This window comes from uncultured Marinococcus sp. (assembly GCF_947493875.1).
Lineage (GTDB): Bacteria > Bacillota > Bacilli > Bacillales > Marinococcaceae > Marinococcus.
Genome location: NZ_CANLSU010000017.1, coordinates 1 through 23,167, shown reverse-complemented (window position 1 = coordinate 23,167; position 23,167 = coordinate 1). Strand labels below are relative to the sequence as shown.

Below are 23,167 nucleotides of genomic sequence, written 5' to 3'. Positions count from 1 at the left end.
GATGATAGCCGGGGGTTCTCCCCCCGTGAAAGTAGATCGCTGCCGGGCGAGTTAAACCGTTTCCCTTTTCGGAGGGAGGCGGTTTTTTTATATTTTTTTCCTTTTTCTCTATGCTACAATAAACATACTAATCATCAGGAAAAGGGGAAAGTTGTATGGATATTTTGCCTATTGGGGATCATGCCTTGAGTGTGCAATTTGAAAATGTGATTTCCCCCTCCGTAAACCGGAAGGTCCACCGGCTGTATGAAGCTTTAAAAAAAGAAAAGCCAGCAGGGGTAAGTGAGTGCGTCCCAGGCTACCGGGCATTGACCGTATATTATGATCCGCTGCAAATACAGTATGAACGTCTTTACAAGTTCATTTATCACGTGTTTGGGCATATGGACGAAGCATCGGAAGGTGCAATGAAAACGTATTATCTGCCAGTTTGTTATGACGTATCGTTTGGACAGGATATCGAACGTCTTGCATCAGAGAAAGAACTATCTGTAGAGGAAGTCGTAGAGCTGCACAGTAGTGTATCCTATTTTATTTATATGCTGGGCTTCACTCCGGGATTTCCTTATCTCGGCGGGCTTGACGAACGACTTCATACCCCCCGCCTCGAAACACCAAGAGCGAAAGTGGAAGCAGGCTCAGTTGGTATAGCCGACGCTCAGACAGGGGTTTATTCGATTGACAGCCCGGGCGGGTGGAATATCATTGGTAAAACTCCCGTTCCTTTGTTTAACGCAGCGAATGACGAACCTGCGCTTTTAACCCCGGGCCATCTGCTCCGGTTCGAGCCGGTGGGATATAGAGAGTATGCTGAAATTGAAAAATCTGTCGACCGTGGAGAATACAGCATCCGTGTAGAAGAGGAGGAAGAGGCGTGACCATTGATTTAAATTGCGACCTGGGAGAAAGCTACGGCATTTATACACTGGGTATGGATCAGAAGGTGATTCCTTTAGTTTCATCGGCAAACGTTGCCTGCGGCGGCCACGCGGGAGATTCGGCAGTGATGGCGCGTACTGTTGCCCTTGCCAAACAGTATGGCACGGCTGTCGGTGCCCATCCTGGCTTTTGGGATAAGGAAGGGTTTGGCCGAAGATACATAGCAATGGCCGAGGATGATATTTATCAGCTTTGTCTTTACCAGATTGGGGCGCTCCATGCCTTTTGCTGTGCAGAAGAGGTGCAGATGCAGCACGTAAAACCGCACGGGGCTTTATACAACGCGGCTCTTCGCGATCCAGCGGCTGCAAAGGGAGTGGCCCGGGCGGTGAAGGATTTTAATGAGCATCTCCTATTATTTGCCCCTGTCCATACAGAACTGCAGGCAGCGGGGGAAAGAGCCGGCCTTAAGGTAGCAAAGGAAATGTTTGCAGACCGTACGTACACTGCTGAGGGAACATTGACTCCAAGAACGGAAAAGAACGCCTTTCTCGATAAACCTGAAGAAGCCGCTGCCCAGGTGCTCGAGGTCCTTCAAAAGGGAGCAGTTAAAGCAGTGGACGGCACAGAAGTAGCTATGGAGGCAGATACCATATGTGTACACGGGGATAACGAGCAGGCGGTTCTGTTTATTCAACATTTAAGGGAGCAGCTGGAGCATCACGGAGCTTCAGTGCAGGCAGCGGGGGAATTTATATGAACAAAACGCCTGTCTGCACCGTGCGAAAAGCAGGACTCTTTACGACCATCCAGGATACAGGCCGGATCGGATATCAGCACCTCGGAGTGCCGGCATCTGGGGCGATGGATATGTATGCACTTCAAATGGGGAACGCTCTCTGCGGTAATCCTCTGTCCGCAGCCGGGCTGGAGCTGACCTTAATGGGACCGGCCCTTACATTTCATGAAGATACGGTTATTGCGGTTACAGGCGGAAATTTGCAGCCACAGATAAATAACGAATCGATTCCAATGTGGGCCACGAGAAAAATTTATGAGGGTGACGAGCTGACCTTTAAAGGGCCGGCACACGGAGCACGTGCCTACCTTTGCGTGGCAGGAAGCCTGGAGGTGCCAATGGTCTTAGGCAGCCGCTCGACATACACAAAAGCTGGCATAGGGGGCATGGAAGGCCGGGAGCTTGAAGGCGGCGACATCTTGTATCGGGGCACCGTGCATGACAGCCCCCGCCCCTTTGAACGCCGGCTCCCCAAAGCGAGTATCCCGGTCTATGAAAAACAACAGACGCTCCGGGTGGTGGCCGGCCCGGAATTTGATACATTAACAGCGGAAGCTGGGACGAGGCTGCTTCGGGAAGCTTACGTGGTGACCCAGGAAGCTGACCGTATGGGTATCCGGCTCGAGGGCCCGGAAGTGTCTTTTCATCACACTGGGGATATTATATCGGATGGTGTGGCGTTTGGAACTGTTCAACTGGCCTCAGACGGTCAGCCGATGATTTTAATGGCCGACCGGCAGACGACGGGAGGTTACGCCCGCGTGTTAAATGTCATCAGTGCCGATTTGTCGAAAGCTGCCCAATTGCAGCCAAATGCTTCTGTGATGTTTGAACAGGTGACGCTTGAGGAAGCGCAGATTGCTTTCAGGCAGCTGCATCGTTCGCTCGAAGACGTGTACTTTGCAGTAAATAATAAAAAATGGCGATAAAATATTTAAAAACCCCTTGTGTTCATATGTCCTGCGTGATAAGATTATAATTGTCTTGTTGAGAGACACCATACATAGTGCGGTGACAACAGCGAAGAGGATCCACCCGTTCCCATGCCGAACACGGAAGTTAAGCTCTTCAGCGTTGATGATAGCCGGGGGTTCTCCCCCCGTGAAAGTAGATCGTCGCCGCGCTATACCAAATCGCGGGATAGAGCAGTCTGGTAGCTCGTCGGGCTCATAACCCGGAGGTCGGAGGTTCAAATCCTCCTCCCGCAACCAATTATACTAATCCATCAAAGCCGGCAAGGCTTTTTTTTATGAAATAAGATACAATAACGAAACCGGAAACCAGACTACCCTTTGTGCAGAAAGCGCAGAGGGTAGTTTTTGGATAAACGTGAAGAGGTCCTTTTCGTTTACTGTACGCGATTGCAAGAATGCGATAAACTAGCAGGAGACTATTAAGAGAGATCATTGAGGAGCAGTTTATGCCAAACGATGAATTTGACTGGATTAACGAACGCAAACCAACACAAATCTTCCAGGAGCGTCTGGAGGTAGGGATAGGTGATGATGCGGCGGTATACCGGCCGCTTGCGCAGATGAATGAAATTGTCTGTGTGGATACGATGATTGAAGATGTCCATTTCCGCAAAGATACCATGAATCCCTTTGACATCGGCTTTAAAGCACTGGCTGCAAACATTAGCGACGTCGCCGCTATGGGCGGGGTGCCACATTTTTATGTGATATCGATTGCGGTAACGCCCAGCTGGTCCGAAGAGGAACTAAACGAACTGTACCGGGGAATGAATGAACTGGGCGCACGATATCATATGGATATGATTGGCGGGGACACAGTGTCCTCCCGGCGCGACTTAATGGTGAGCATTACAGTGATCGGGGCAGTGGAAGAAAAGCAGCAGTTGCTCCGAAGCTCTGCAGAACCCAGTGATATTGTGTTTTTAACCGGCCCTGTCGGTATGTCGGCAGCCGGGCTTGAACTTCTGCTCGAACGGACAAAGGATGCGGCTTACTCTGAGCGGGAACAAGCATTAATTGCCTATCACCAGCGCCCGGTGCCCCAGGTAGAGGCGGGGCGGCTGCTGGTGGAATACGGCGGCCGTACGGCTTTAAATGATATAAGTGACGGGCTGGCAAGCGAATGCTGTGAGATTGCAGAAGCAAGCGGTGTTTCGATAGAACTGGACTTTTCCGGGCTGCCCGTCCACGAAGCGATGGAGCAGCTGGAAATGCAAACAATGAAAAAGCATATGTTTTACGGTGGAGAAGATTTCGAGCTGGTCGGAACAGCACCTTCTTCCGTTTGGGAAGAACTCAGCAGCAAATTCCGGAAAGCCGGACTTGCGCTGTATGCGATCGGGAAGGTTTCAGCAGGGAACGGGGAGGTCTTCCTGCAGGAAAACGGCTCCCGTACCAGGCTGGAAAAATCCGGCTATAACCATTTTCGTTCATCATAAGCAGCAGAAAGGAAGAAGCGCTATGTCAGAGTGGATTATCGGCACTTCGTCTCCGGAGGAAACGGCGGCGTGGGGAGAGCTTTTGGGCCGGTATGCGGAGGCAGATGATAAGATATGGCTGCTCGGAAGCCTTGGAGCAGGAAAAACACATTTTGCCAAAGGCTTTGCCAGAGGCCTGGGAGTTACCACAATGGTAAATAGTCCAAGCTTTACGATCGTTAAAGAATACGGAGGGCGGCTGCCTTTGTTTCATATTGATCTTTACCGGCTTTCAGAAGAGGAAGCGGAGGAAATCGGAATTGAAGAATACTTTGAGGCAGGCGGAGTGTCACTTTTAGAATGGCCGGTCCGCCTGGAAGAATGGCCGGAGGATCGTCTGGAAATAGATATTCAGTACACCGGGGAAACGAGCAGGAAATTGACTTTGACGGCCGTTGGCGAGCGGTGGAAGGCAAAGATGAAGGAGTTGCAGAATGATGAAAATGCTCGCAATTGACACGTCCACGCACGTGCTGGGTATCGCCCTTGCAGATGAACAGAAAATCCTCGGTGAATATACGACCAACATTAAAAAAAATCACTCCGTCCGGCTGATGCCGGCGGTGGAATCACTGATGAAAGAAAGCGGCCTTGCCCCGGACGATCTGGATGCGGTAGCAGTAACGACGGGGCCAGGCTCCTACACCGGCGTGCGCATCGGAGTAACGACGGCTAAATCAATGGCCTGGGCCTTAAATATTCCGCTCTATCCTGTATCGACGCTTCAGGTATTTGCCCAAAACGGTCTCGGGTTTCCAGGCCTCGTTTCTCCCCTGATTGATGCACGGAGAAATCAGGTCTATACAGCGGCTTTTTCCGGAAGTTCGGGAGAAAACGCCGTAGCACGCCAGATAAAGGATCAGATCATTCTGCTTCCGGACTGGCTGGAGACGCTCGAACAGATGGAGAAGCAAATTCTGTTTGTCGGCGAAGACACGGCAAGCCGGCAGGAGCTGATCCAGGAACGGCTCGGCAGTAGGGCGGTTTTTGCGGACTGGACGGCACAGACGATCCGTCCGGCTGAGATCATCCGTGTGGCCCGCATCGCCGGCAAAGCAATGGATGCACACGCGGTGGTGCCGGAATATGCCCAGCTTGCTGAGGCAGAAAAAAATTGGCAGAAAGCCCAAAGCGGGAGATCCGAATGAAAGCAGAAATACTGATCCGTATGATGAGTGCCGACGATATCGACAACGTGATGGAGGTAGAGCATAATGCCTTTTCAATGCCATGGAGCCGGCGTGCGTTTGAAAATGAAATATACAATAACCAGTTTGCCCATTATCTGGTGGCAGAAGTCAAAGGCAGAATTGTCGGCTACTGCGGGGTATGGATTGTTATTGACGAGGCGCATGTAACCAATATTGCGGTGCATTCACGCTACCGCGGACGGAAAATCGGGCAGGAGCTGCTGGCCAATTTAATGGAAGTTGCCTATACTTACGGAGCCCGGACGATGACGCTTGAAGTGCGTGAAACCAATGAGACCGCCCGGAACCTGTACGATAAATTCGGATTTGTGCCCGGCGGGGTCCGAAAAAATTATTACATGGATAATAATGAAAATGCGATAGTAATGTGGGTGAATATGAATGAACAAGCGTGAACCAATAGATATTCTGGCTGTGGAAACGAGCTGTGATGAAACAGCTGCTGCAGTGATCAGAAACGGTACGGGGATCCGGTCCAACGTTGTCCTCTCCCAGATGAAAAGTCATAAACGCTTTGGCGGCGTTGTGCCGGAGGTTGCTTCGAGACATCACGCAGAAGCTATCACCCAGGTCATGGAGCAGGCGCTTGAGGAAGCGGGAAGCACGTTTTCCGATTTGTCCGCCGTAGCGGTAACGGAAGGTCCCGGACTTGTCGGTGCCCTTCTTGTCGGCGTAAATGCCGCGAAGGCGACAGCGTACGCGAAGAGGCTGCCGCTGATCGGCGTCCATCATATTGCAGGCCATATTCAGGCGACCCGGCTTGAGGAGGAATGGGAATACCCTGCTCTTGCGCTCGTCGTGTCCGGGGGCCATACCGAGCTGGTGCTTATCCAGGAGGAAGGGGAGTATGAGCTGCTTGGCCAGACCAGAGATGATGCCGTGGGAGAAGCATATGACAAGGTCGCGCGTACTCTCGGCCTGCCGTATCCCGGCGGACCGGAGCTCGATAAGCTGGCTAAAGCCGGAGCTCCGGACGTACCGCTGCCCGTTGCCTGGCTCGAGGAGGGCTCGTATGATTTCAGCTTCAGTGGCTTGAAATCTGCTGTTATGAACACGCTCCACAACGCCCGCCAGCGCGGGGAAGAATTAGCTCCGGAGGACGTTGCGGCAAGCTTTCAGCAGAGTGTCATTACCGTGCTGACGGAAAAAACAGCCCGGGCAGCAGAAGCCTTCGGGGTGAAGCAGGTGATGGTAGTCGGAGGCGTGGCAGCGAACAGCGGTCTTCGGACAGCGATGGAAGAGAAATTCAAAGACAGCGGCATCAAGCTGCAGATACCACCGCTGCATTTATGTACCGATAATGCAGCCATGATCGGAGCTGCTGCCTATATCAACTGGAAAAAAGGGAATTTTTCCGGTATGGATTTAAACGGCGTGCCCGGCCTGCCGCTTCATACGTAACAAAAAGCCCGTGTTCTCTTCTGCTGAGACACGGGCTTTGCTGTATAAAGGGAATATGATTAGGAGCTGGATTCTTCGAGCTGCAGTTCTTCCCATTCTTCCATCAGCTGTTCCAATTCGCCTCTCAGTTCGTTAATCGACGACTGATAGCCGGCGGCCTTTTCATGGTCTTCGTATACGTCAGGTTCGAACAAAGCGGCTTCCTGCTCCTCAACGAGCTGCTCTTTGGCTTCAATATCCTGTTCAATCTGTTCAATGCGGCGCTGCCGCTTGCGGGCCTCGCGCTTGGCTGCTTTATCGTCTGCAAATGAAGACTTTGCTGCGCCGGTGTCTTCAGGCTTCGGTCCTTCACGCTCTGCCTGGAGCGCCGCTTTTTCCCGCTCTTCCTCCTTTTTGAACAAATAATAATCATAGTCCCCGATGTAATTGCGGACGTCGCCGCCGCCCATTTCAAGAATGCGGGTCGCGATCCGGTTCAGAAAATACCGGTCGTGGGAAACGAACAGAATTGTTCCCGGGTAATCGATCAGGGCGTCTTCAAGCACTTCCTTGCTGTCGAGATCAAGGTGGTTGGTCGGCTCATCGAGCAGCAGGAAATTCGACTTCTGCATCATCATTTTAGCAAGCGAAAGGCGCGCCTTTTCCCCGCCGCTTAAGTCAGACACCTGCTTCAGCACGTCCTCGCCGGTAAATAAAAACTGGCCGAGCACCGTGCGGATGTCCTTTTCGTTTTCAAGCGGATATTCGTCCCACAGCTCCTGCAGCACGGTCTTGCCCGAATTCAGCTCCGCCTGCTGCTGATCGTAATAGCCAAGATCCACTTTACTTCCGAGCTGAATATGCCCTTCATCCGGCTCAAGATCTCCCTTGATCGTTTTTAAAAAGGTACTTTTGCCCGTTCCGTTCGGTCCGATCAGCGCAATGCTCTCGCCGCGCTGGGCGCGTACATTTAAATGCTCAAAAACGGGCGCCTTATCATCAAAACGGAAGGTAAGGTCTTCTGCCTTTAGTACATCGTTTCCGCTCTGCCGGTCAATCTCAAAGCGCAGGGAGGCGGATTTGCCGTCCCGTTGCGGTTTATCGAGCTTGTCCATTTTCTCGAGCTTTTTCCGGCGGCTCTGGGCCCGTTTGGTTGTAGAGGCGCGCACAATATTTTTCTGCACAAAGTCTTCAAGCTCGGCAATTTCCTTCTGCTGTTTTTCATAGGCCTGCATTTCCTGTTCAAACAGCTCGGCCCGTTTTTCCTGAAACGCACTGTAATTGCCGTAGAACAAACGGGCTTTTTTATGAATGATTTCATACACCTTCGTCACAATCTGGTCCAGAAAATACCGGTCGTGGGAGACGATCAGGACGGCACCCGGATAGCTGCTTAAATACTGCTCGAGCCAGCGGAGGGTATCCATATCGAGATGGTTGGTCGGCTCGTCAAGAACCAGGAGATCGGGCCGTGACAGCAGAAGCTTGCCGAGGGCAAGGCGAGTCTTCTGACCGCCGCTTAGCGACTGTACCGGCGTTTCGAGAGAGAAGCTGCCAAAGCCGAGGCCGGCCAGCACCGTGCGGATGTCGGACTCATAGCGGTAGCCGCCACGGGCTTCGAATTCCTGCTGGCGCTGGTCGTAGTCAGCCATCAGCTTTTCGTAGGCGCTGGTGTCGTCAATAATACCAGGCTCGGACATTTTTGCTTCCATGCGGCGCAGCTCGGCTTCAGCTTTTTGCAGATGGGTAAAAACCTCGAGCATTTCATCCCACATGGTTTTATCGCTGTTTAAGCCGGTGTGCTGCTCCAGATACCCGAACGTCGTGCCCTTTGGCATCGTGATGGAGCCAGAATCATACGAGGATTCCCCGGCAAGAATTTTCAGGAGGGTGGATTTGCCGGCCCCGTTTTTGCCGACCAGTGCGACCCGTTCGCCTTCCTTTACTTCGAGTTTTATTTGATCAAGTACGGTTTCTGCACCAAAAGACTTGGTGACACCCGAACATTGAAGTAAAATCATATTTATATAGCTCCTTTAATAACATCTCTGATATTATCAGTGTATCGTACTTTTCCGTGAAACGCGAAACAGGATAAGCCTCGCGCGTGGTAAGCGTTTCGGTACGTTTTCGTGGGGACACATGCTATACTGTCTACAGACGATGACAATACATTTAGGTGGAAATAATTATGAATACAGACCAGCAAAAAATTCCGCAGGCTACCGCAAAGCGGCTGCCCCTATATTATCGATTTCTGGAAAGCCTGTATGCAACAGGGAAAACCCGCGTGTCCTCAACCGAATTGAGTGAGGCGGTCAAGGTGGACTCGGCAACGATCCGCAGGGATTTTTCGTATTTCGGTGCACTTGGCAAGAAAGGGTACGGCTACAATGTACAGTACCTGCTGTCGTTTTTCCGGACCACCCTGGACCAGGACGAGGCCACCGACGTAGTGCTTCTTGGCGTGGGGAACCTGGGAAGGGCGCTGCTTCGTTACAATTTCTCCAAAAATGAAAACACCCGGATTGTGGCTGCATTTGATATCAATAAAGACATGGTCGGAGAGCAGATCGGCAACGTTCCGGTGTATCACACCGACGATCTGGCGGAAAAGCTTGAAGAGCATAACGTTTCCGTAGCGATGCTCACGGTGCCGTCCGCTGCGGCCCAGACGACCGGAGAAAAACTGGTGGAGGCAGGCATCAGCGGCATTTTAAACTTTACCCCGGCCCGCCTGTCGGTTCCTGCGACTGTGCGCGTGCATCATATTGATCTTGCCATCGAGCTGCAGACACTCGTGTATTTTCTGAAAAATTACCCGCTGGAAAGCGAATAGGCCGACAGTGGGTAATGTATATTGATCCATTAAAAAGGGACCGCCTGAATGCTGGCCGGTCCCTTTTGCTATTTCTTCTTTTTCTGCTCCGACATGAGGCGCAGGTAGTTAAAGCCCATCACGAGGTCATACGCGGCAAAGGCGGCGAGCAGAATGCTCCAGAACGACCAGGAGGACTCACTGACGGAAAAGTACGTAAACATCAGCAGCACTCCGCCCAGCACAAAGTAGAAAAGAGCAGCGGTAGAAGCTTTCATATTACATCAACCCCTGAACAAGCAGAATAAGTGCACTTTCAGCTTCACGCATCATGCGCTCAATTTCATCCTGGAACAATACCTGAATACCGACTACAAATGCATTCATGATAGAGTGGACGATTATCGGCACGATGATCCGGCCGGTTTTGACATACAAATAAGCGAATACAAAGCCGATCATGGTGTAGACAAGCAGATGAGTGAAATCCAAATGCACGGCAGCAAATATCAGGGAGCTGATAATAGCGGCAATAAAAAAGTTTGTCCGTTTGTACAGCGAGCCGAATATGGCTTTACGGAACACAAGCTCTTCGAGAATCGGGCCGATCACAGCTACAATAATGACAAAGGCCGGCATGCTGTTAACAAGCTCGATGATCTGCGCCGTGTTTTCAGACGCCGTATCGATGCCGAGCAGGTTCTGTTCAATCAAACCGGCGGCGATCTGGCCGGCGTAGGCGAGGGCGAACCCGATAAAAACCCAGGCGATGGAGTTTGGCCAAGGCATTTTTGGTTTATTAAACGCAAGACTTTGGCCTCTTTCAGGAATCAGCAGAATCAAAATAACAATCAAAGCGACGATAAAGCTCGCAAAAATCCAGAAGTACGAAGCCTGCTGTGCGGAATCAAAGCTGCCTACAGCCAAAAGGGCCGGGACGGCAACGATGCCCGAAAGCTGCATAAGTACATAAATAATAACAATGCTCCAGTAACGTGCGGCCATGGAAGGGGATCACTCCTAATCTCTCTCGGTTAAATCCAGTTTCGAACGCTCTAATTGTATCACAGGTACCTGCAGGAAGAATAAAGAGAGCGCTTGCGAATTTATGACAATTTTGAAATAGAAGATTAATAAAATAATTAGCAGGGAATGTGAGTGAAGGTGCCATCAAGCGCCGGAATGGGAAAAGAAAGAAAAAATTTTCGCTTCCCTCTTGCAAACAAAGCCCAGGTTGATTAATATAATAATTGGGTTTAGCACTCGGATAGAAAGAGTGCTAACAACAATGTTGTTACTGTCGTTCCCGTTACATATAACGGACGATGAAAATATTCTAAGGAGGTTGTTTTCCTTGTTAAAGCCTTTAGGTGATCGACTCGTACTCGAACAGGTAGAATCAGAAGAAAAAACCGCTGGCGGTATTGTGCTGCCGGACTCCGCCCAGGAGAAACCACAGGAAGGACGCGTGGTGGCTGTTGGTGCCGGAGCTGTAAAAGACAACGGTGAACGCGTAACGCCGGAAGTAAACGAAGGCGATATCGTCGTTTATTCGAAGTTTGCAGGCACAGAAGTGAAATACGACGGCAAAGATTATTTAATCGTCCGCGAAAGCGACATCCTCGCTGTAGTTCAGTAATCAGCTTCATTTCGAAATCATTATTACATTAGGAGGATTTCATCATGGCTAAAGATATTAAGTTTAGTGAAAACGGCCGCCGCGCGATGCTCCGCGGTGTGGACGAACTCGCAAACGCTGTAAAAGTGACGCTTGGACCGAAAGGCCGCAACGTTGTTTTGGAGAAGAAGTTCGGCTCCCCGCTTATCACCAATGACGGTGTAACCATCGCCAAAGAAATCGAACTCGAAGACAACTTCGAAAACATGGGCGCGCAGCTCGTATCCGAGGTTGCCAGCAAAACGAACGACATTGCCGGTGACGGTACAACAACAGCAACCGTTCTTGCCCAGGCTATGATTCAGGAAGGCCTGAAAAACGTTACCTCCGGCGCGAACCCAATGGGTATCCGCCGCGGCATGGAGAACGCGACCAAAGTAGCGGTCGAAGAGCTCCGTAACGTCAGCAAGCCGATTGAAGGCAAAGAATCCATCACGCAGGTTGGCGCGATTTCTGCAGGATCTGAAGAAATCGGCCAAATCATTGCAGAAGCCATGGAGCGCGTGGGCAACGACGGCGTTATCACAGTCGAAGAATCCCGCGGCCTTGATACGGAGCTTGAAGTTGTGGAAGGCATGCAGTTTGACCGCGGCTATGCGTCTCCATACATGGTTTCCGACAACGAATCCATGACGGCAGAGCTTGATAATCCGTATATTTTAATCACGGACAAAAAGCTCACAAGCATTCAGGAAGTACTTCCGCTGCTTGAGCAGGTTGTACAGCAGAACCGTCCAATCCTCATCATCGCAGAGGATGTGGAAGGCGAAGCGCTTGCAACGCTCGTAGTTAACAAGCTGCGCGGCACATTCAACGCAGTAGCAGTGAAAGCACCAGGCTTTGGCGACCGTCGTAAAGCAATGCTTGAAGACATTGCTACACTTACCGGTGGTACAGTCATTACAGAAGATGTAGGTCTTGATCTGAAAACAGCGACGATCGATCAGCTCGGTCACGCCAACAAAATCACGATCGATAAAGACAACACCACGATCGTAGAAGGAAGCGGCGATCCACAGACAATCGGTGCCCGTGTAACACAGCTCCGTACGCAGATGGAAGAAACGACTTCCGAATTCGACCGTGAAAAACTTCAGGAGCGCCTCGCGAAGCTTGCCGGCGGCGTAGCCGTTGTTAAAGTCGGCGCAGCTTCTGAAACGGAAATGAAAGAGCGCAAACTCCGTATCGAAGACGCCCTCAGCTCTACACGCGCAGCAGTAGAAGAAGGCATTGTCTCCGGCGGCGGTACCGCGCTGATGAACGTCTACAAAAAAGTAGAAGAAGAAATGAACAACACTACAGGCGACGAAGCAACCGGCGTGAAAATCGTTCTCCGTGCCCTCGAAGAACCACTCCGTCAGATTGCGCATAACGCAGGCCTTGAAGGCTCCGTTATCGTTGAGCGCCTGAAAACAGAAGCAGTCGGACACGGCTACAACGCAGCGACCGGCGAATGGGTAAACATGATTGACGCAGGTATTGTCGATCCTACAAAAGTTACCCGCTCCGCGCTGCAAAACGCATCGTCCGTATCCTCCATGTTCCTGACAACCGAAGCAGTTATCGCCGACATCCCAGAAGAAAATGGCGGCGGTGCCGGCGGCGGCATGCCAGACATGGGTGGCATGGGCGGAATGGGCGGCATGATGTAGGCCAACAGGATGTTGGTCACCCGGACGCTGCGACAGGACGTCGCGGTTTTCGTCCGGGCTCCGTTCAATCCCATGCTATAACCCAGCTTTAATGAACATGAGCAGAATGCTAACATTTTGCTAACATTTAAATAGGATTTACTTTAAGCTTCTCATGAGTTCACTGAACTTGTGGGAAGCTTTTTTATGGCTTTTGCTCATGTGAACGCCAAAGTGCTTGCCTGTTAGGCAATCAATCCAACCACTAATAAAGCAAACTGGACACTCAAGGAATCCGTTAATCGCAAAGTTTCCAATAATCTTTTCAGACCTTCTATTCGATGCAGCCAAAATCATATAAAGGCGCTACCGCAGTGTATTGCCAGCTTCACTTTACCATGGTAAAATGTAACCAATATATGTAAAAGGAGGGATTTTAATGAGGTATAAAGAAAAGAAAAAATGGTATAAGCGGATTCCGGGGTATCGTTCCGGGGTGAAGTGGAAGATGATTATAGCTTCAATTATTTATGCTTTAATTTTATTTGTTATACTAGTTCCAACTGATTCTTCTACAGAAATAGCTAGTGAAAAAACGACTGAAGATGCTGTTGAATTGGAAGCAGAAGATGCCACAGCAGCTTCGGATGAACAAAAAGCTGATAAGCAAAAGAATGAAGAAGAGAAAGAAAAAGAAGCCAAGGAAGAGGAAGAGCGTCAGGCTGAGGAAGAAGCTGAGCAGGAAGCAAAAGAAGAGGAAGAACGTCAGGCTGAAGAAGAAGCCGAACAGGAAGCGAAGGAAGAGGAAGAGCGTGAAGCTGAAGAAGAATCCAGCGGATCTGTTTCTCAGGAACAGGCAGTGAGCCAGGCTCAGGACTACCTAGATTACACTTCATTTTCTAAATCAGGGTTGATCGAACAATTGGAATATGAGGACTTTAGCACGGAAGATGCAACATATGCTGTAGAAAACATCTCAGTTGACTGGGAGGAGCAGGCGGTCGCTCAGGCCGAAGATTATCTGGAGTATACGGCATTCTCTGAATCAGGATTAATCGAGCAATTAGAATATGATGGTTTCAGCTCCTCGGAGGCTGCTCATGGTGTAGAAAACATTAGTGTGGATTGGCAGGAGCAGGCAGTTAGTAGTGCGGAGGATTATCTGGAATACAGTTCTTTTTCAAGACAGGGCCTGATTGATCAATTGACCTTTGAAGGGTTCAGCACGGAGCATGCCACATATGCTGCCGGCCAGGTCGGTTTGTAATTGACATATTGATTTTAAGGGAACAGCAAAAGCTGCTCCCTTTATTCATAGGTAATGATTTTTACAATAACATGGATATCTTCTCTTGTAGGATTCTTTTATCTTATATGATTTAATTTGGATATCGGGTTTATATATGCAAAATCCGTAAAGTGAATTTCATTTGGGAGGAAACGCTATGAAAAACATACGATGGGGCATTATAGGGTGCGGCAATGTGACAGAGGTGAAAAGCGGTCCTGCCTTTCAACTCGCCGAAAACAGCTCCCTGCAGGCGGTAATGAGAAGAAATGGAGAAAAGGCGAAGGATTATGCGAAACGCCACGGGGTTCCCAGCTGGTACGATAAAGCGGAGGATCTTATCCACGACAACGAAGTGGATGCCGTTTATATTGCGACGCCGCCTTCTTCGCACAAGCAATATACGATCATGGCTGCCGAAGCAGGCAAGCCTGTATATGTGGAAAAGCCGATGGCAGGCAGCACGGACGAATGCGCAGAAATGATAAAAGCCTGCGAAAATCATGGTGTGCCGTTGTTTGTTGCCTACTATAGAAGATCTCTTCCTCGTTTTCGAAAGGTGAAAGAGCTGCTGAATGCCGGAAGCATTGGAGAGGTGCGGTTTGCTTCTATCCAGCAGACCCAGCCCATCGTTCAAAAAGATGAAAACGGAGAATGGCCGTGGAGGGTAATCCCCGAAAAAAGCGGCGCAGGGCTATTCTATGATGTAGGCTCTCATACGCTGGATCTCTTTGATTACCTGCTCGGCCCTTTAAACGAGGTAAAGGGTTCTGCGGTGAACCTGGCTGATTCCTACCCGGCTGAAGATACGGTAAGCGGCACATGGAAATTTGAGAACGGTGGTGTCGGGATAGGGGTATGGAATTTCTCCTCCTATAGTAAAGAGGACGATAACCGTATCGTCGGCACAAAGGGGGAAATAACGTTTTCGACGTTTGACGACAAGCCGATTATCCTTCTAAACGAAGCCGGCGAAGAGTCTTTTTATATCGAGCATCCGAAGCATATCCAGTATTACCATATTCAATCTATTATTGATGAACTGCTTGGAAAAGGAGCCTGTCCAAGCACTGGCAAAACAGCGTTCCGTACTAATCAGGTAATGGCGGAATTAGTAAAAGAATATTATTAAAGGGTCTTTGCTGAGCGTTATTTATTGACGTTTGGCGAATTTTATATTAGCATATGCTTATATAATAAAACGATGGTAGGTGAACGTATGGAAAAGATCAAACCGGAAATTAAAGACACTGCTTCTGTGCTGAAGCTTTTGGGCGATAACACCCGTCTTTCCATTGTCGGCCTTGTACAGAACCACGAGTGCTGCGTATGTGAATTTGTGGAGCTTCTGGATATGTCGCAGTCGTCGGTGAGCCAGCATCTCAGAAAGCTCCGGGACGCCGGCCTGGTCAAAGAACAGCGGAAGGGACACTGGATTTTTTATTCGTTTAACCAGGAGCATCCTTCTGCCGGTATGGTAGAGGACATTCTCCGCCATGTGCCCGACCAGAACGAAAAGCTGCAGCAGCTGGAACGGGATGGTCTGCGTATTAATTGCGACTGAGGACCATCACCGCTGAAATTAATATTTTGTGAAATGAGGATGCAGCCATGAGCAAAAAGAAATTGTATTTTTTATGTACGGGTAATTCCTGCCGCAGCCAGATGGCAGAAGGGTTTGGCCATTATTTCCTGGGAAATGACTGGGAGGTCCGTAGTGCCGGTATCGAAGCCCATGGCCTGAATCCCAAGGCGGTCGAAGCCATGAACGAAGTCGGCATCGATATTTCCACGCAGGAGTCGAGCATGATCGACCCGGAATATTTAAACAACGCGGACATGGTGGTCACGCTTTGCGGCGATGCAAACGATAAATGTCCAATGACCCCACCGCACGTAACGAGGGAGCACTGGGGCTTTGACGACCCGGCAAAAGCAGAGGGTACAGAGAACGAACGCTGGATAGTTTTCCAGCGTGTACGTGATGAAATTAAAAACCATATTCAGAGATTTGCTGAAGAAGGAAAGGAGTCGTTTTATGACTGAAGAACGGATTTATGATGTAATTATCGCGGGCGCCGGCCCGGCCGGCATGACCGCGGCGGTGTACGCCTCCCGGGCGGAAATGGACACGCTCATGCTCGAGCGCGGCGTGCCCGGCGGCCAGATGGCCAACACCGAGGACGTGGAAAACTACCCGGGCTTTGACCATATTCTCGGGCCCGACCTGTCGACGAAAATGTTCCAGCACGCCCAGAAGTTCGGCGCCGCGTACGCCTACGGCGACGTCTCCCGTGTCGAGGACGGCAAGGAATACAAAACCGTCTACGCCGGCAATAAAGTGTATAAAACGCGCGCGCTCATCATCGCGACCGGCGCGGAGTACAAGCAGCTCGGCGTCGAGGGCGAAAAAGAGCTCGGCGGCCGCGGCGTGTCCTACTGCGCGGTGTGTGACGGCGCCTTCTTCCGCAACAAGGACATCGTGGTCGTCGGCGGCGGGGATTCCGCCGTCGAGGAGGCGGTGTATCTGACCCGGTTTGCCGATAAGGTGACCGTCATTCACCGCCGCGACGAGCTGCGGGCACAGAAGATCCTGCAGCAGCGGGCGTTTGTGAACGACAAGATCGACTTCAAATGGAGCACGGTCGTAAAAACCATCAACGGCGACGGCGGCAAGGTCGGAAGCGTCACGCTCATGGACCTGAAAACCGGCGAGGACTACGACTTCGAAACGAGCGGCGCGTTCATCTATATCGGGCTGCTGCCGCTGAACGGGGCGTTTCTCGACCTCGGCATCACGAACGACGAGGGCTATATCGAAACGAACGAGGAAATGGAAACGAAGATTCCGGGCGTGTTCGCCGCCGGCGACATCCGGGACAAGTTCCTGCGCCAGATCGTGACGGCGACCGGCGACGGGTCGCTTGCGGCGCAGACGGCGCAGCAGTACGTGGAAGAACTGAAAAACGCGGTCAAAGTGTAAGCGCTCCGGCCCGGTAACCTATAATTAACCGCTCTGGCTGTCAAATGGCAGCCAGGGCGGTTTTTTATGATAGTATTATGATAAGAGTAAGTGGTTTTCCAAGACCTTGTGCCGTTTTCATGAAAGGAGAGGTGAAGTGATAATCCATCCATGCAGAAAAAATACAATCGGACTGCTGGTCTTCGGAGCAGTGTTTCTTGCCGGATGCAGTGCGGAGGAGAACGATGGAGGACCGGAAGAAAATGCTGAAGAATCCGGAGAGCCCGCTGATTCAGTTTCTGAAGCACAAACAGGAGACTGGGACGTAGAAGTGGTGGCGGAAAATCTCGATGTCCCGTGGTCGTTAAACATTCATGAAGACAAGTACTATATGACCAACCGCGGGGGCGAGATGATTGAGGTGAGTGATGGAGAAACAGAACGCCTTTCGCTTAATACGAGTGATGAAGTAGCAAATGAAGGGGAGGGCGGCTTGCTTGGCTTTGTGCTGGCCGAGGATTTTGCTGACTCTTCGGAAGGCTATGCGTATTACACGTATCGTAAAAATGATGGGACACTCGCCAACAGAGTGGTTGCTGTGGAGCGGGAAGACAGCCGGTGGAATGAAACAGAGGTGCTGCTTGATGACATTCCGGGGAGCCGTATTCATAACGGAGGCCGGCTGGAAATCGGGCCCGATGGTTATTTATATGCTACTGCCGGAGATTCGGACGAGCCTTCGCTTGCGCAGGATGAAGAAAGCCTGGCAGGCAGCATACTGCGAATGACGTTCGACGGAGAGGTGCCGGAGGAGAACCCGTTTGAAGATTCTTATGTGTACAGCTACGGGCACCGGAACCCGCAGGGACTCGCATGGAACAGCGATGGTCAGCTGTACAGCTCGGAGCACGGTCCGAACGCCCAGGATGAGATCAACGTAATCGAACCGGGAACTAACTACGGCTGGCCGGAAATTACCGGCAGTGAATCAGCAGAAGGGCTGGAAATCCCGGTGATTCAATCGGGAAATACTACCTGGGCGCCTTCCGGTACTGCCTTTTTCGAGGATACTCTTCTGGTAGCAGGACTTCGGGGTGAGAGCCTGTATGTCTTTAATGAAGAAGCAGAAGAGATGAGTGCCGTATTTGAAGGAGAAGGCAGGCTCCGTGACGTTAAAACCGAAGATGGAGATGTTTACCTTCTTACAAATAATACCGACGGAAGAGGGACGCCGGCAGAAAACGATGACCGTCTGCTGAGGCTTACTCTGGATGAATAGTTATTTACAGTATTTTCGCTGATTGGCATGATAAAAGAAATTGAATACTGGAATAATATAAAAAAGGCTGAACCGACCAGTATTTGTTGCTTCAGCCTTTTTGCCTGCGAATGGATACTGCAGGGCAGGTCCTTAAAAAGATTTTCAGCAAACAATTCTAGGCAATGATTCTGTTATTTTTTAGGCGGTAAAGGGTTAGCCAGGAGGGTAAAACAAAGCCCGCAATAGCCGGCTATGATTAAAGTGGCTATCATGTTCGCTGCTCCTTTCTTTTATAGTAATAATGCTTAAAGGCTGGATAGTCCTACTATGAAGCTTGTTTAGGATCTGAAGGTACAAAAAAAGCCATTCCTAAAGAAGGTTTCTTTTAGGAATGGCTTAAAGCGAAAGCATTCTCATCTTTGCTTCGGAGCCGTTATTGGTTGGAAATGAATAAATATGTTAAAAATATGATTTCCTCTACCTCTAGTTATAGTGGCTTTTTTCTTTCTGTCCAAGACATCTTTTTCTATATATATAGTAATGCCCGGCAACATATTTTTCAGCTGGGCTGCAGGTTTACAAAACGACGATTGCCTACAGTCTGTATGCTATACAGGGTCCGTAATGAAGACGACGAGGCTCCGGTCCCGGTCAAAGTCCCAGTCGACGAAAATATCGCGGACTGTAGTGCCAAATATAGAATCAAATTTTTCTTTATAGAGTTCTTCTTTTTCAAGAAGGCGCTTCGTTGATTTCAAAATATCCAAATGCCCGGTTCTGATTAATTCTTTTTCAATTAAAATCAGACCGCCCGTGCGTACAGCGAGCATCGTCCGCTCGTTTACGGGATGGACAGTGATTTCATCCGGGCTTTTCCCTACTTCTTCACTGACACGCTGGATCGCCTGCTTAATATCCTCCTGGCGCGGCGTGCGGTTCTTTTCCTGCTTTTCTTTCAGTTTATCAGGATGGAAGCCGGTAATGACGCCCGATTTGTTTTCGATGTTCCAGTCAAAATAGAACTCCCAGCCTTCGATATCCAGGAGAGTGGAAATATAATGCTCGATTTCAGGAAGCATTTTTGCCATCATGGTTTCTCGTAATTCCTCCACGGCACTTTTGTCTCTCTGGTCGAGCATTACTTTTTCAATTGGAGATAAAAACTTACGTATATGCATGACAATACAGCAGGGATCAACGCTCACATAAACGGATTCCGGCCCTTTGCCGAAATGATCGCGAAGCACTCTGCCGAGATAGCTTCCGATTTGTTTTTGTTGTTCTTCTATTTGTGCAGGCGCAGAATGTTCGGCCATATTTTCACCTCTTGTTCATTGTCTTGAATTGATTAAACTAATGCAGTTGATTAAGTACAGCTGCGGCTTGGCAGCACCTGATGCTTTTATAGCGTACAGGCGGTGACAGAGCCGCTGCCATGAGTAATCAACAGCCTCGCCTCCCCGGCGTAATATACAAAAGCCTCGGGTCAAAGTGGTTGAATAGTACAACTTTTTATTTTCATACCCAGAATTTGTTCATAAAAACACCTTTAAGCGTCGCTGAAGGCTTTTTCCTGCTGCTGTTCATGGGTGTATAGGACGGGGGAAGCCGTGGCGGTCTCTTTATCTATATGCTCGCCTTTTTCGAGCTCTTCCATCAGGCTGTTAAAGGATTCGCGCTGCCCGGCAGCTTCGGACACAGCCCGGAGGTAGCTGAAGCATTCGCTCTGATCATAATCAAACGGCATTTTGCCTTCGAAATTCCGGGCAATGCTTTGTGCATAATGCCAGCACACGCCTGGTGCTTTTCCACCAAGGGAATCAGCCAGCAAATAAAGAGATTCAAGCACGCAATTGGTAATTTTAATATCCTTTTTAGCGGCTTCTGCAATAGGTGAGAAGGCGGCGTATACATAATAGGCGAAAGTACTTTCCTTCATCACGACTCGTGCCTCATCCTTTGCATCGACCAGGTATGGTCTGTGGGAGGCAGTGCCGGAAATGGAACTGATTAAATCAGCGAGCTGGTAAATGGCATCCTCCGCAGTGGAAGGCTCATTGTTTCCGATGGCTTTCAAGGCAATCTCTGTTAATTTTCGTACACTGAAATTCATATCCTGCATCTCTGTTTTTTTGTTACCGATAAACAAAAACTGCAGATAGGTCTGTTCATTTACAGGAGTTTCTGGCTTTTCGTCGTACCGCTGGTAGGAAAACAACGTATCCCCCTCGAGCAGATAATCACCGACCCTCCGTTCAAGATACACGACGAGTCCGTCCTTTTCTGCCTGAGCGATCAGACGTTTAAAATCAACGAGCTGCAAAAAGCCTCCAGAAGAACAGGCAATGGAATAAACCGGCGAATCCTGAGGAAGACGGTATTCCTTATCCGGATACGGGCGGTGCTCTTGTAAATCCTGCTCATTTGTAGCTGTAATGATATTCTGTGAGCGTTCGTTCAGGTTGTTAGTGAGGTTTGCCACCTGCATCCATTTGGCAGCATGATTAATAAATAAAATAAAATTGATTGCAGATACTGAAGCGGCCGTAACTCCGAGGACTGGAAAAATAACATATTCGCTGATAGAAGAATCCAGCATAAAAAAGCTAATAAGAATATAAAAGTAGGATAAATTAAAAACACCAATGGCATGCAGGGTCCGGCGGTCTGCAATAAAGCTGAACAAAACGCGGGGTGTGAACTGGCCGGAAAAGCTGGTTAAAACGATTAAAATCATATTGAACGTAAACGCATGAATCATTAATATTCCGTAGGCAAGCGTACTGTATATCATTTCTGTTAATGCGTAATCAACTGTGAGAAAAGATCCCAGGGGCAGCGCCGGGTGAAAACCGAACTCAATACCATAGGCGGCAAAGGCCGCGATCACTGCAATCAAGGTGTAGATCATTGGGAGTGGCCACAGGCTTGAGCGGAGCTCATACCACCGCTGATTTTTGGAAATGCTTTGTATTTTTTTGATGAATTTAGGCATTAATTGGCGCATACTTTCCTCCTTTCTTTACTGTGGCAATATAGATCAAATTTTTAGGTTATTCTGTCCGGGGATAGGCATCTAATGCAGCCAGCCGGCTATTCCGGACGACCCGTACTTCACAGGATGCTTTGCCAGCCACGGCCCGGGACCGCCTCCCGCGCAGGAGACGTTCAAAAGCAGGTCCTCCGGTTTCTCCAACGAGGATTAAATCGGCGCTGTACGCACGACAGAGGTGACGGGCCAATTGCTTTTCCGGAACGCCGGCATCAACTACTGTTTGAACATCTGTAACGCCTTTACGCTTCGCTTCTTCTTTGTAAGCCTGAAGATGATAAGCCGCCTTTTCTTTTAAATAGCGAACAGCTCCGGGATCGATGTGCTGCAGATTTGCATACCGGTGTTCTTCAAAAACAAAAGCAAGTACTAAAGATGCCCCGTGTTCAAGAGCCATAGCGCATGCTTCTTCGAAAGCATCGTACGAAGGAGTTTCAAGGACGTCCAGGCCAGCCAGTATCTGTTTGTAACGACTCATAGCATTCTTCCTTTCCAGAGACGGATTTTGACAATAAAAAAAGCCAGAAAAAGAAAGTCTCTTTTTCCGGCTTATGTTAAAGGGCTTTATTATCCCAACATTGCTGCCATCATCGAATATTTGGTAAATCAATATTGTTTTTGGTATTTCCGTAAGAAAGAAAAGTAAGGCGAAAGCCGGCGGCGGTACAAAAGGTTCTGCTTTTATTTAAATCAGAATCCCTGGGGGGAAGAGCCGTCTCATAAAAAAGCCACAAAGGAGGAAAACCTCTTTTGTGGCTTATGCTTTAGCTTTATATCTAAGCATTCCTGCCGGATTTATTTATCTTTAATGAAATAACCAATTAAGATCTTACCATAATATTATAATAACCGGAAGTGGAAAGCTTAAAACATATTTTTGGGCAGCGGTATCGCTTGCCGGGGAACGTGTGCAGCAGGTACACTGTCAGTGAAGAGATAACAGCTGGGGGAGTTCATCATAAAACTATCGTTGAAAACAGCAGGCATAGTCGCAGGGGTTAGTCTTTTGATTGTACCAGGAGTGCTTGCACTGCTGCACTTCTTTACTCCCTTCAGCCTGGGAAAGAATACAACAGAGGATGGCGTCGTGTTAAAGGAACCGAAGGAAGCAACAGAAGACGTTTCCGGTATACATACAGAAGTGAGTACTCATATACAGCAGGCTCACAGATATTGGAACGAACAAACCGGCTATGGGGCCATTGATAATGTGACGGCGGACAACTTTGGTGATATCAGCACCCGGATTGAAGATACTGAGGAAATAATAGACAAAATTGAGAACCCACAGCTGCGAAAGGATTTTGATAATGCTGTCCGCTGGCAGCAGGTTATTGAAGCAAAGCCTGAAAAAGAAAAAGTTCAGCAGGCTGCCCGTTGGACGCACCGTATTTATCATGATTTGGATGAGTACGTTAACGATTACGATGAGGCTCCGTTGTTTGGCGCCACTCATTTTGATAATGGAAGCATTGCCGAAAGCGATAAAGTGCTTGAGCAGGTGGAGAAGGCGCCGGAGGATTAAAGCAGATAGACAAAAAAGGACGTCATACAAGGCGTTCTTTTTTTGTATTGAGGACGGGTGTTAATTCAGTGTTTCGAATTGGATGCCCTGGGGGAATTTTTTAAATAGGTTTATATAAATGTAACCAAATCTATTACCCGAAGTAAATAAATTTGGGACCGTCAATAATTTTGTGTAAACGGCTGTCCTCTTCCAGCCTTGAAGTTAACCCTGCCGTTGAAACATATCTTC

Annotated in this window: 24 protein-coding genes, 1 tRNA gene and 1 rRNA gene; 20 read left to right on the top strand and 6 right to left on the bottom strand. The window is 49.3% G+C overall.

What is annotated here, in order from left to right; all coding sequences use genetic code 11:
- Nucleotides 1-155: 155 nt before the first annotated feature.
- The 10 genes from pxpB (at nucleotide 156) to tsaD (ending at nucleotide 6,742) form a co-directional block, all read left to right on the top strand.
- On the top strand, nucleotides 156-878 hold the full coding sequence (gene pxpB, locus Q0757_RS16775) for a 5-oxoprolinase subunit PxpB (protein ID WP_298789269.1): 723 nt from the start codon (nucleotides 156-158) through the stop codon (nucleotides 876-878).
- The gene (locus tag Q0757_RS16770; protein WP_298789268.1) at nucleotides 875-1,639 is read left to right on the top strand and encodes a 5-oxoprolinase subunit PxpA; all 765 of its coding nucleotides are present in this window, start codon (nucleotides 875-877) and stop codon (nucleotides 1,637-1,639) included. Before pxpB ends, Q0757_RS16770 begins: the two co-directional genes overlap by 4 nt.
- The gene (locus Q0757_RS16765; protein ID WP_298789267.1) at nucleotides 1,636-2,607 is read left to right on the top strand and encodes a biotin-dependent carboxyltransferase family protein; all 972 of its coding nucleotides are present in this window, start codon (nucleotides 1,636-1,638) and stop codon (nucleotides 2,605-2,607) included. Before Q0757_RS16770 ends, Q0757_RS16765 begins: the two co-directional genes overlap by 4 nt.
- A 78-nt stretch (nucleotides 2,608-2,685) precedes the next feature.
- Nucleotides 2,686-2,802: ribosomal RNA gene (rrf, locus tag Q0757_RS16760) — 5S ribosomal RNA — on the top strand.
- A 10-nt stretch (nucleotides 2,803-2,812) separates the two neighbouring features.
- Nucleotides 2,813-2,889 (top strand) — tRNA-Met (locus Q0757_RS16755).
- A 209-nt stretch (nucleotides 2,890-3,098) separates the two neighbouring features.
- Nucleotides 3,099-4,091 carry a thiamine-phosphate kinase gene (thiL, locus tag Q0757_RS16750; RefSeq protein WP_298789266.1) on the top strand — a complete coding sequence of 331 codons (993 nt, stop codon included), beginning with the start codon at nucleotides 3,099-3,101 and terminating at the stop codon, nucleotides 4,089-4,091.
- Between the two features lie 22 nt (nucleotides 4,092-4,113).
- Nucleotides 4,114-4,587: a tRNA (adenosine(37)-N6)-threonylcarbamoyltransferase complex ATPase subunit type 1 TsaE gene (gene tsaE / locus Q0757_RS16745; RefSeq protein ID WP_298789265.1), complete on the top strand. Its 474-nt coding sequence runs from the start codon at nucleotides 4,114-4,116 to the stop codon at nucleotides 4,585-4,587.
- A complete protein-coding gene (gene tsaB / locus Q0757_RS16740; RefSeq protein WP_298789264.1) occupies nucleotides 4,565-5,278 on the top strand; it encodes a tRNA (adenosine(37)-N6)-threonylcarbamoyltransferase complex dimerization subunit type 1 TsaB in 714 nt (237 codons plus the stop codon). The genes tsaE and tsaB overlap by 23 nt, the downstream gene beginning before the upstream one ends.
- Entirely contained in the window at nucleotides 5,275-5,736 is a 462-nt protein-coding gene (gene rimI / locus Q0757_RS16735) for a ribosomal protein S18-alanine N-acetyltransferase (protein WP_298789263.1), read from the top strand. Before tsaB ends, rimI begins: the two co-directional genes overlap by 4 nt.
- Nucleotides 5,723-6,742, top strand: coding sequence for a tRNA (adenosine(37)-N6)-threonylcarbamoyltransferase complex transferase subunit TsaD (gene tsaD / locus Q0757_RS16730; protein ID WP_298789262.1), 1,020 nt, complete (start codon nucleotides 5,723-5,725; stop codon nucleotides 6,740-6,742). Before rimI ends, tsaD begins: the two co-directional genes overlap by 14 nt.
- A 59-nt stretch (nucleotides 6,743-6,801) precedes the next feature.
- Here the strand turns inward: tsaD and Q0757_RS16725 are convergent, their stop codons facing one another.
- The gene (locus tag Q0757_RS16725) at nucleotides 6,802-8,742 is read right to left on the bottom strand and encodes an ABC-F family ATP-binding cassette domain-containing protein (RefSeq protein WP_298789261.1); all 1,941 of its coding nucleotides are present in this window, start codon (nucleotides 8,740-8,742) and stop codon (nucleotides 6,802-6,804) included.
- 170 nt (nucleotides 8,743-8,912) lie between these two features.
- Between Q0757_RS16725 and Q0757_RS16720 the strand changes: the two genes are divergently transcribed.
- On the top strand, nucleotides 8,913-9,560 hold the full coding sequence (locus tag Q0757_RS16720) for a redox-sensing transcriptional repressor Rex (protein ID WP_298789260.1): 648 nt from the start codon (nucleotides 8,913-8,915) through the stop codon (nucleotides 9,558-9,560).
- Nucleotides 9,561-9,628: 68 nt separating this feature from the next.
- On the opposite strand, the gene Q0757_RS16715 is transcribed toward Q0757_RS16720, so the two are convergent.
- Both Q0757_RS16715 and Q0757_RS16710 read right to left on the bottom strand, forming a co-directional pair.
- The gene (locus tag Q0757_RS16715) at nucleotides 9,629-9,763 is read right to left on the bottom strand and encodes a YdiK family protein (protein ID WP_298789270.1); all 135 of its coding nucleotides are present in this window, start codon (nucleotides 9,761-9,763) and stop codon (nucleotides 9,629-9,631) included.
- Between the two features lie 55 nt (nucleotides 9,764-9,818).
- Nucleotides 9,819-10,544 (bottom strand): CPBP family intramembrane glutamic endopeptidase, encoded by a 726-nt coding sequence (locus Q0757_RS16710; protein ID WP_298789259.1) that lies wholly within the window; start codon nucleotides 10,542-10,544, stop codon nucleotides 9,819-9,821.
- Nucleotides 10,545-10,893: 349 nt separating this feature from the next.
- Between Q0757_RS16710 and groES the strand changes: the two genes are divergently transcribed.
- From groES to Q0757_RS16670, 8 genes are all read left to right on the top strand, one after another.
- Nucleotides 10,894-11,178 (top strand): co-chaperone GroES, encoded by a 285-nt coding sequence (groES, locus tag Q0757_RS16705; protein WP_298789258.1) that lies wholly within the window; start codon nucleotides 10,894-10,896, stop codon nucleotides 11,176-11,178.
- A 44-nt stretch (nucleotides 11,179-11,222) separates the two neighbouring features.
- Nucleotides 11,223-12,869 (top strand): chaperonin GroEL, encoded by a 1,647-nt coding sequence (groL, locus tag Q0757_RS16700; RefSeq protein WP_091616789.1) that lies wholly within the window; start codon nucleotides 11,223-11,225, stop codon nucleotides 12,867-12,869.
- Between the two features lie 418 nt (nucleotides 12,870-13,287).
- Complete coding sequence (locus Q0757_RS16695) at nucleotides 13,288-14,115, top strand: Ltp family lipoprotein (RefSeq protein WP_298789257.1); 828 nt, start codon at nucleotides 13,288-13,290, stop codon at nucleotides 14,113-14,115.
- Nucleotides 14,116-14,293: 178 nt separating this feature from the next.
- A complete protein-coding gene (locus Q0757_RS16690) occupies nucleotides 14,294-15,268 on the top strand; it encodes a Gfo/Idh/MocA family protein (RefSeq protein ID WP_298789256.1) in 975 nt (324 codons plus the stop codon).
- A gap of 87 nt (nucleotides 15,269-15,355) precedes the next feature.
- Nucleotides 15,356-15,700, top strand: a complete 345-nt coding sequence (locus Q0757_RS16685; RefSeq protein WP_298789255.1) for a metalloregulator ArsR/SmtB family transcription factor — start codon at nucleotides 15,356-15,358, stop codon at nucleotides 15,698-15,700.
- Between the two features lie 47 nt (nucleotides 15,701-15,747).
- Nucleotides 15,748-16,182 carry an arsenate reductase (thioredoxin) gene (gene arsC, locus Q0757_RS16680; protein ID WP_298789254.1) on the top strand — a complete coding sequence of 145 codons (435 nt, stop codon included), beginning with the start codon at nucleotides 15,748-15,750 and terminating at the stop codon, nucleotides 16,180-16,182.
- Nucleotides 16,175-17,119, top strand: a complete 945-nt coding sequence (trxB, locus tag Q0757_RS16675) for a thioredoxin-disulfide reductase (RefSeq protein WP_298789253.1) — start codon at nucleotides 16,175-16,177, stop codon at nucleotides 17,117-17,119. The genes arsC and trxB overlap by 8 nt, the downstream gene beginning before the upstream one ends.
- A 136-nt stretch (nucleotides 17,120-17,255) precedes the next feature.
- Entirely contained in the window at nucleotides 17,256-18,377 is a 1,122-nt protein-coding gene (locus Q0757_RS16670; protein ID WP_298789252.1) for a sorbosone dehydrogenase family protein, read from the top strand.
- A 590-nt stretch (nucleotides 18,378-18,967) separates the two neighbouring features.
- Here Q0757_RS16670 and Q0757_RS16665 read toward each other — a convergent pair.
- The 3 genes from Q0757_RS16665 to Q0757_RS16655 form a co-directional block, all read right to left on the bottom strand.
- A complete protein-coding gene (locus Q0757_RS16665) occupies nucleotides 18,968-19,675 on the bottom strand; it encodes a Na-translocating system protein MpsC family protein (RefSeq protein ID WP_298789251.1) in 708 nt (235 codons plus the stop codon).
- A gap of 233 nt (nucleotides 19,676-19,908) precedes the next feature.
- Nucleotides 19,909-21,366 carry a DUF2254 domain-containing protein gene (locus Q0757_RS16660; protein WP_298789250.1) on the bottom strand — a complete coding sequence of 486 codons (1,458 nt, stop codon included), beginning with the start codon at nucleotides 21,364-21,366 and terminating at the stop codon, nucleotides 19,909-19,911.
- Nucleotides 21,367-21,412: 46 nt separating this feature from the next.
- Nucleotides 21,413-21,889 carry a universal stress protein gene (locus tag Q0757_RS16655; protein WP_298789249.1) on the bottom strand — a complete coding sequence of 159 codons (477 nt, stop codon included), beginning with the start codon at nucleotides 21,887-21,889 and terminating at the stop codon, nucleotides 21,413-21,415.
- Between the two features lie 492 nt (nucleotides 21,890-22,381).
- Here Q0757_RS16655 and Q0757_RS16650 point away from each other — a divergent pair, with 492 nt between their 5' ends.
- The gene (locus Q0757_RS16650) at nucleotides 22,382-22,936 is read left to right on the top strand and encodes a hypothetical protein (protein ID WP_298789248.1); all 555 of its coding nucleotides are present in this window, start codon (nucleotides 22,382-22,384) and stop codon (nucleotides 22,934-22,936) included.
- Nucleotides 22,937-23,167: the final 231 nt, after the last annotated feature.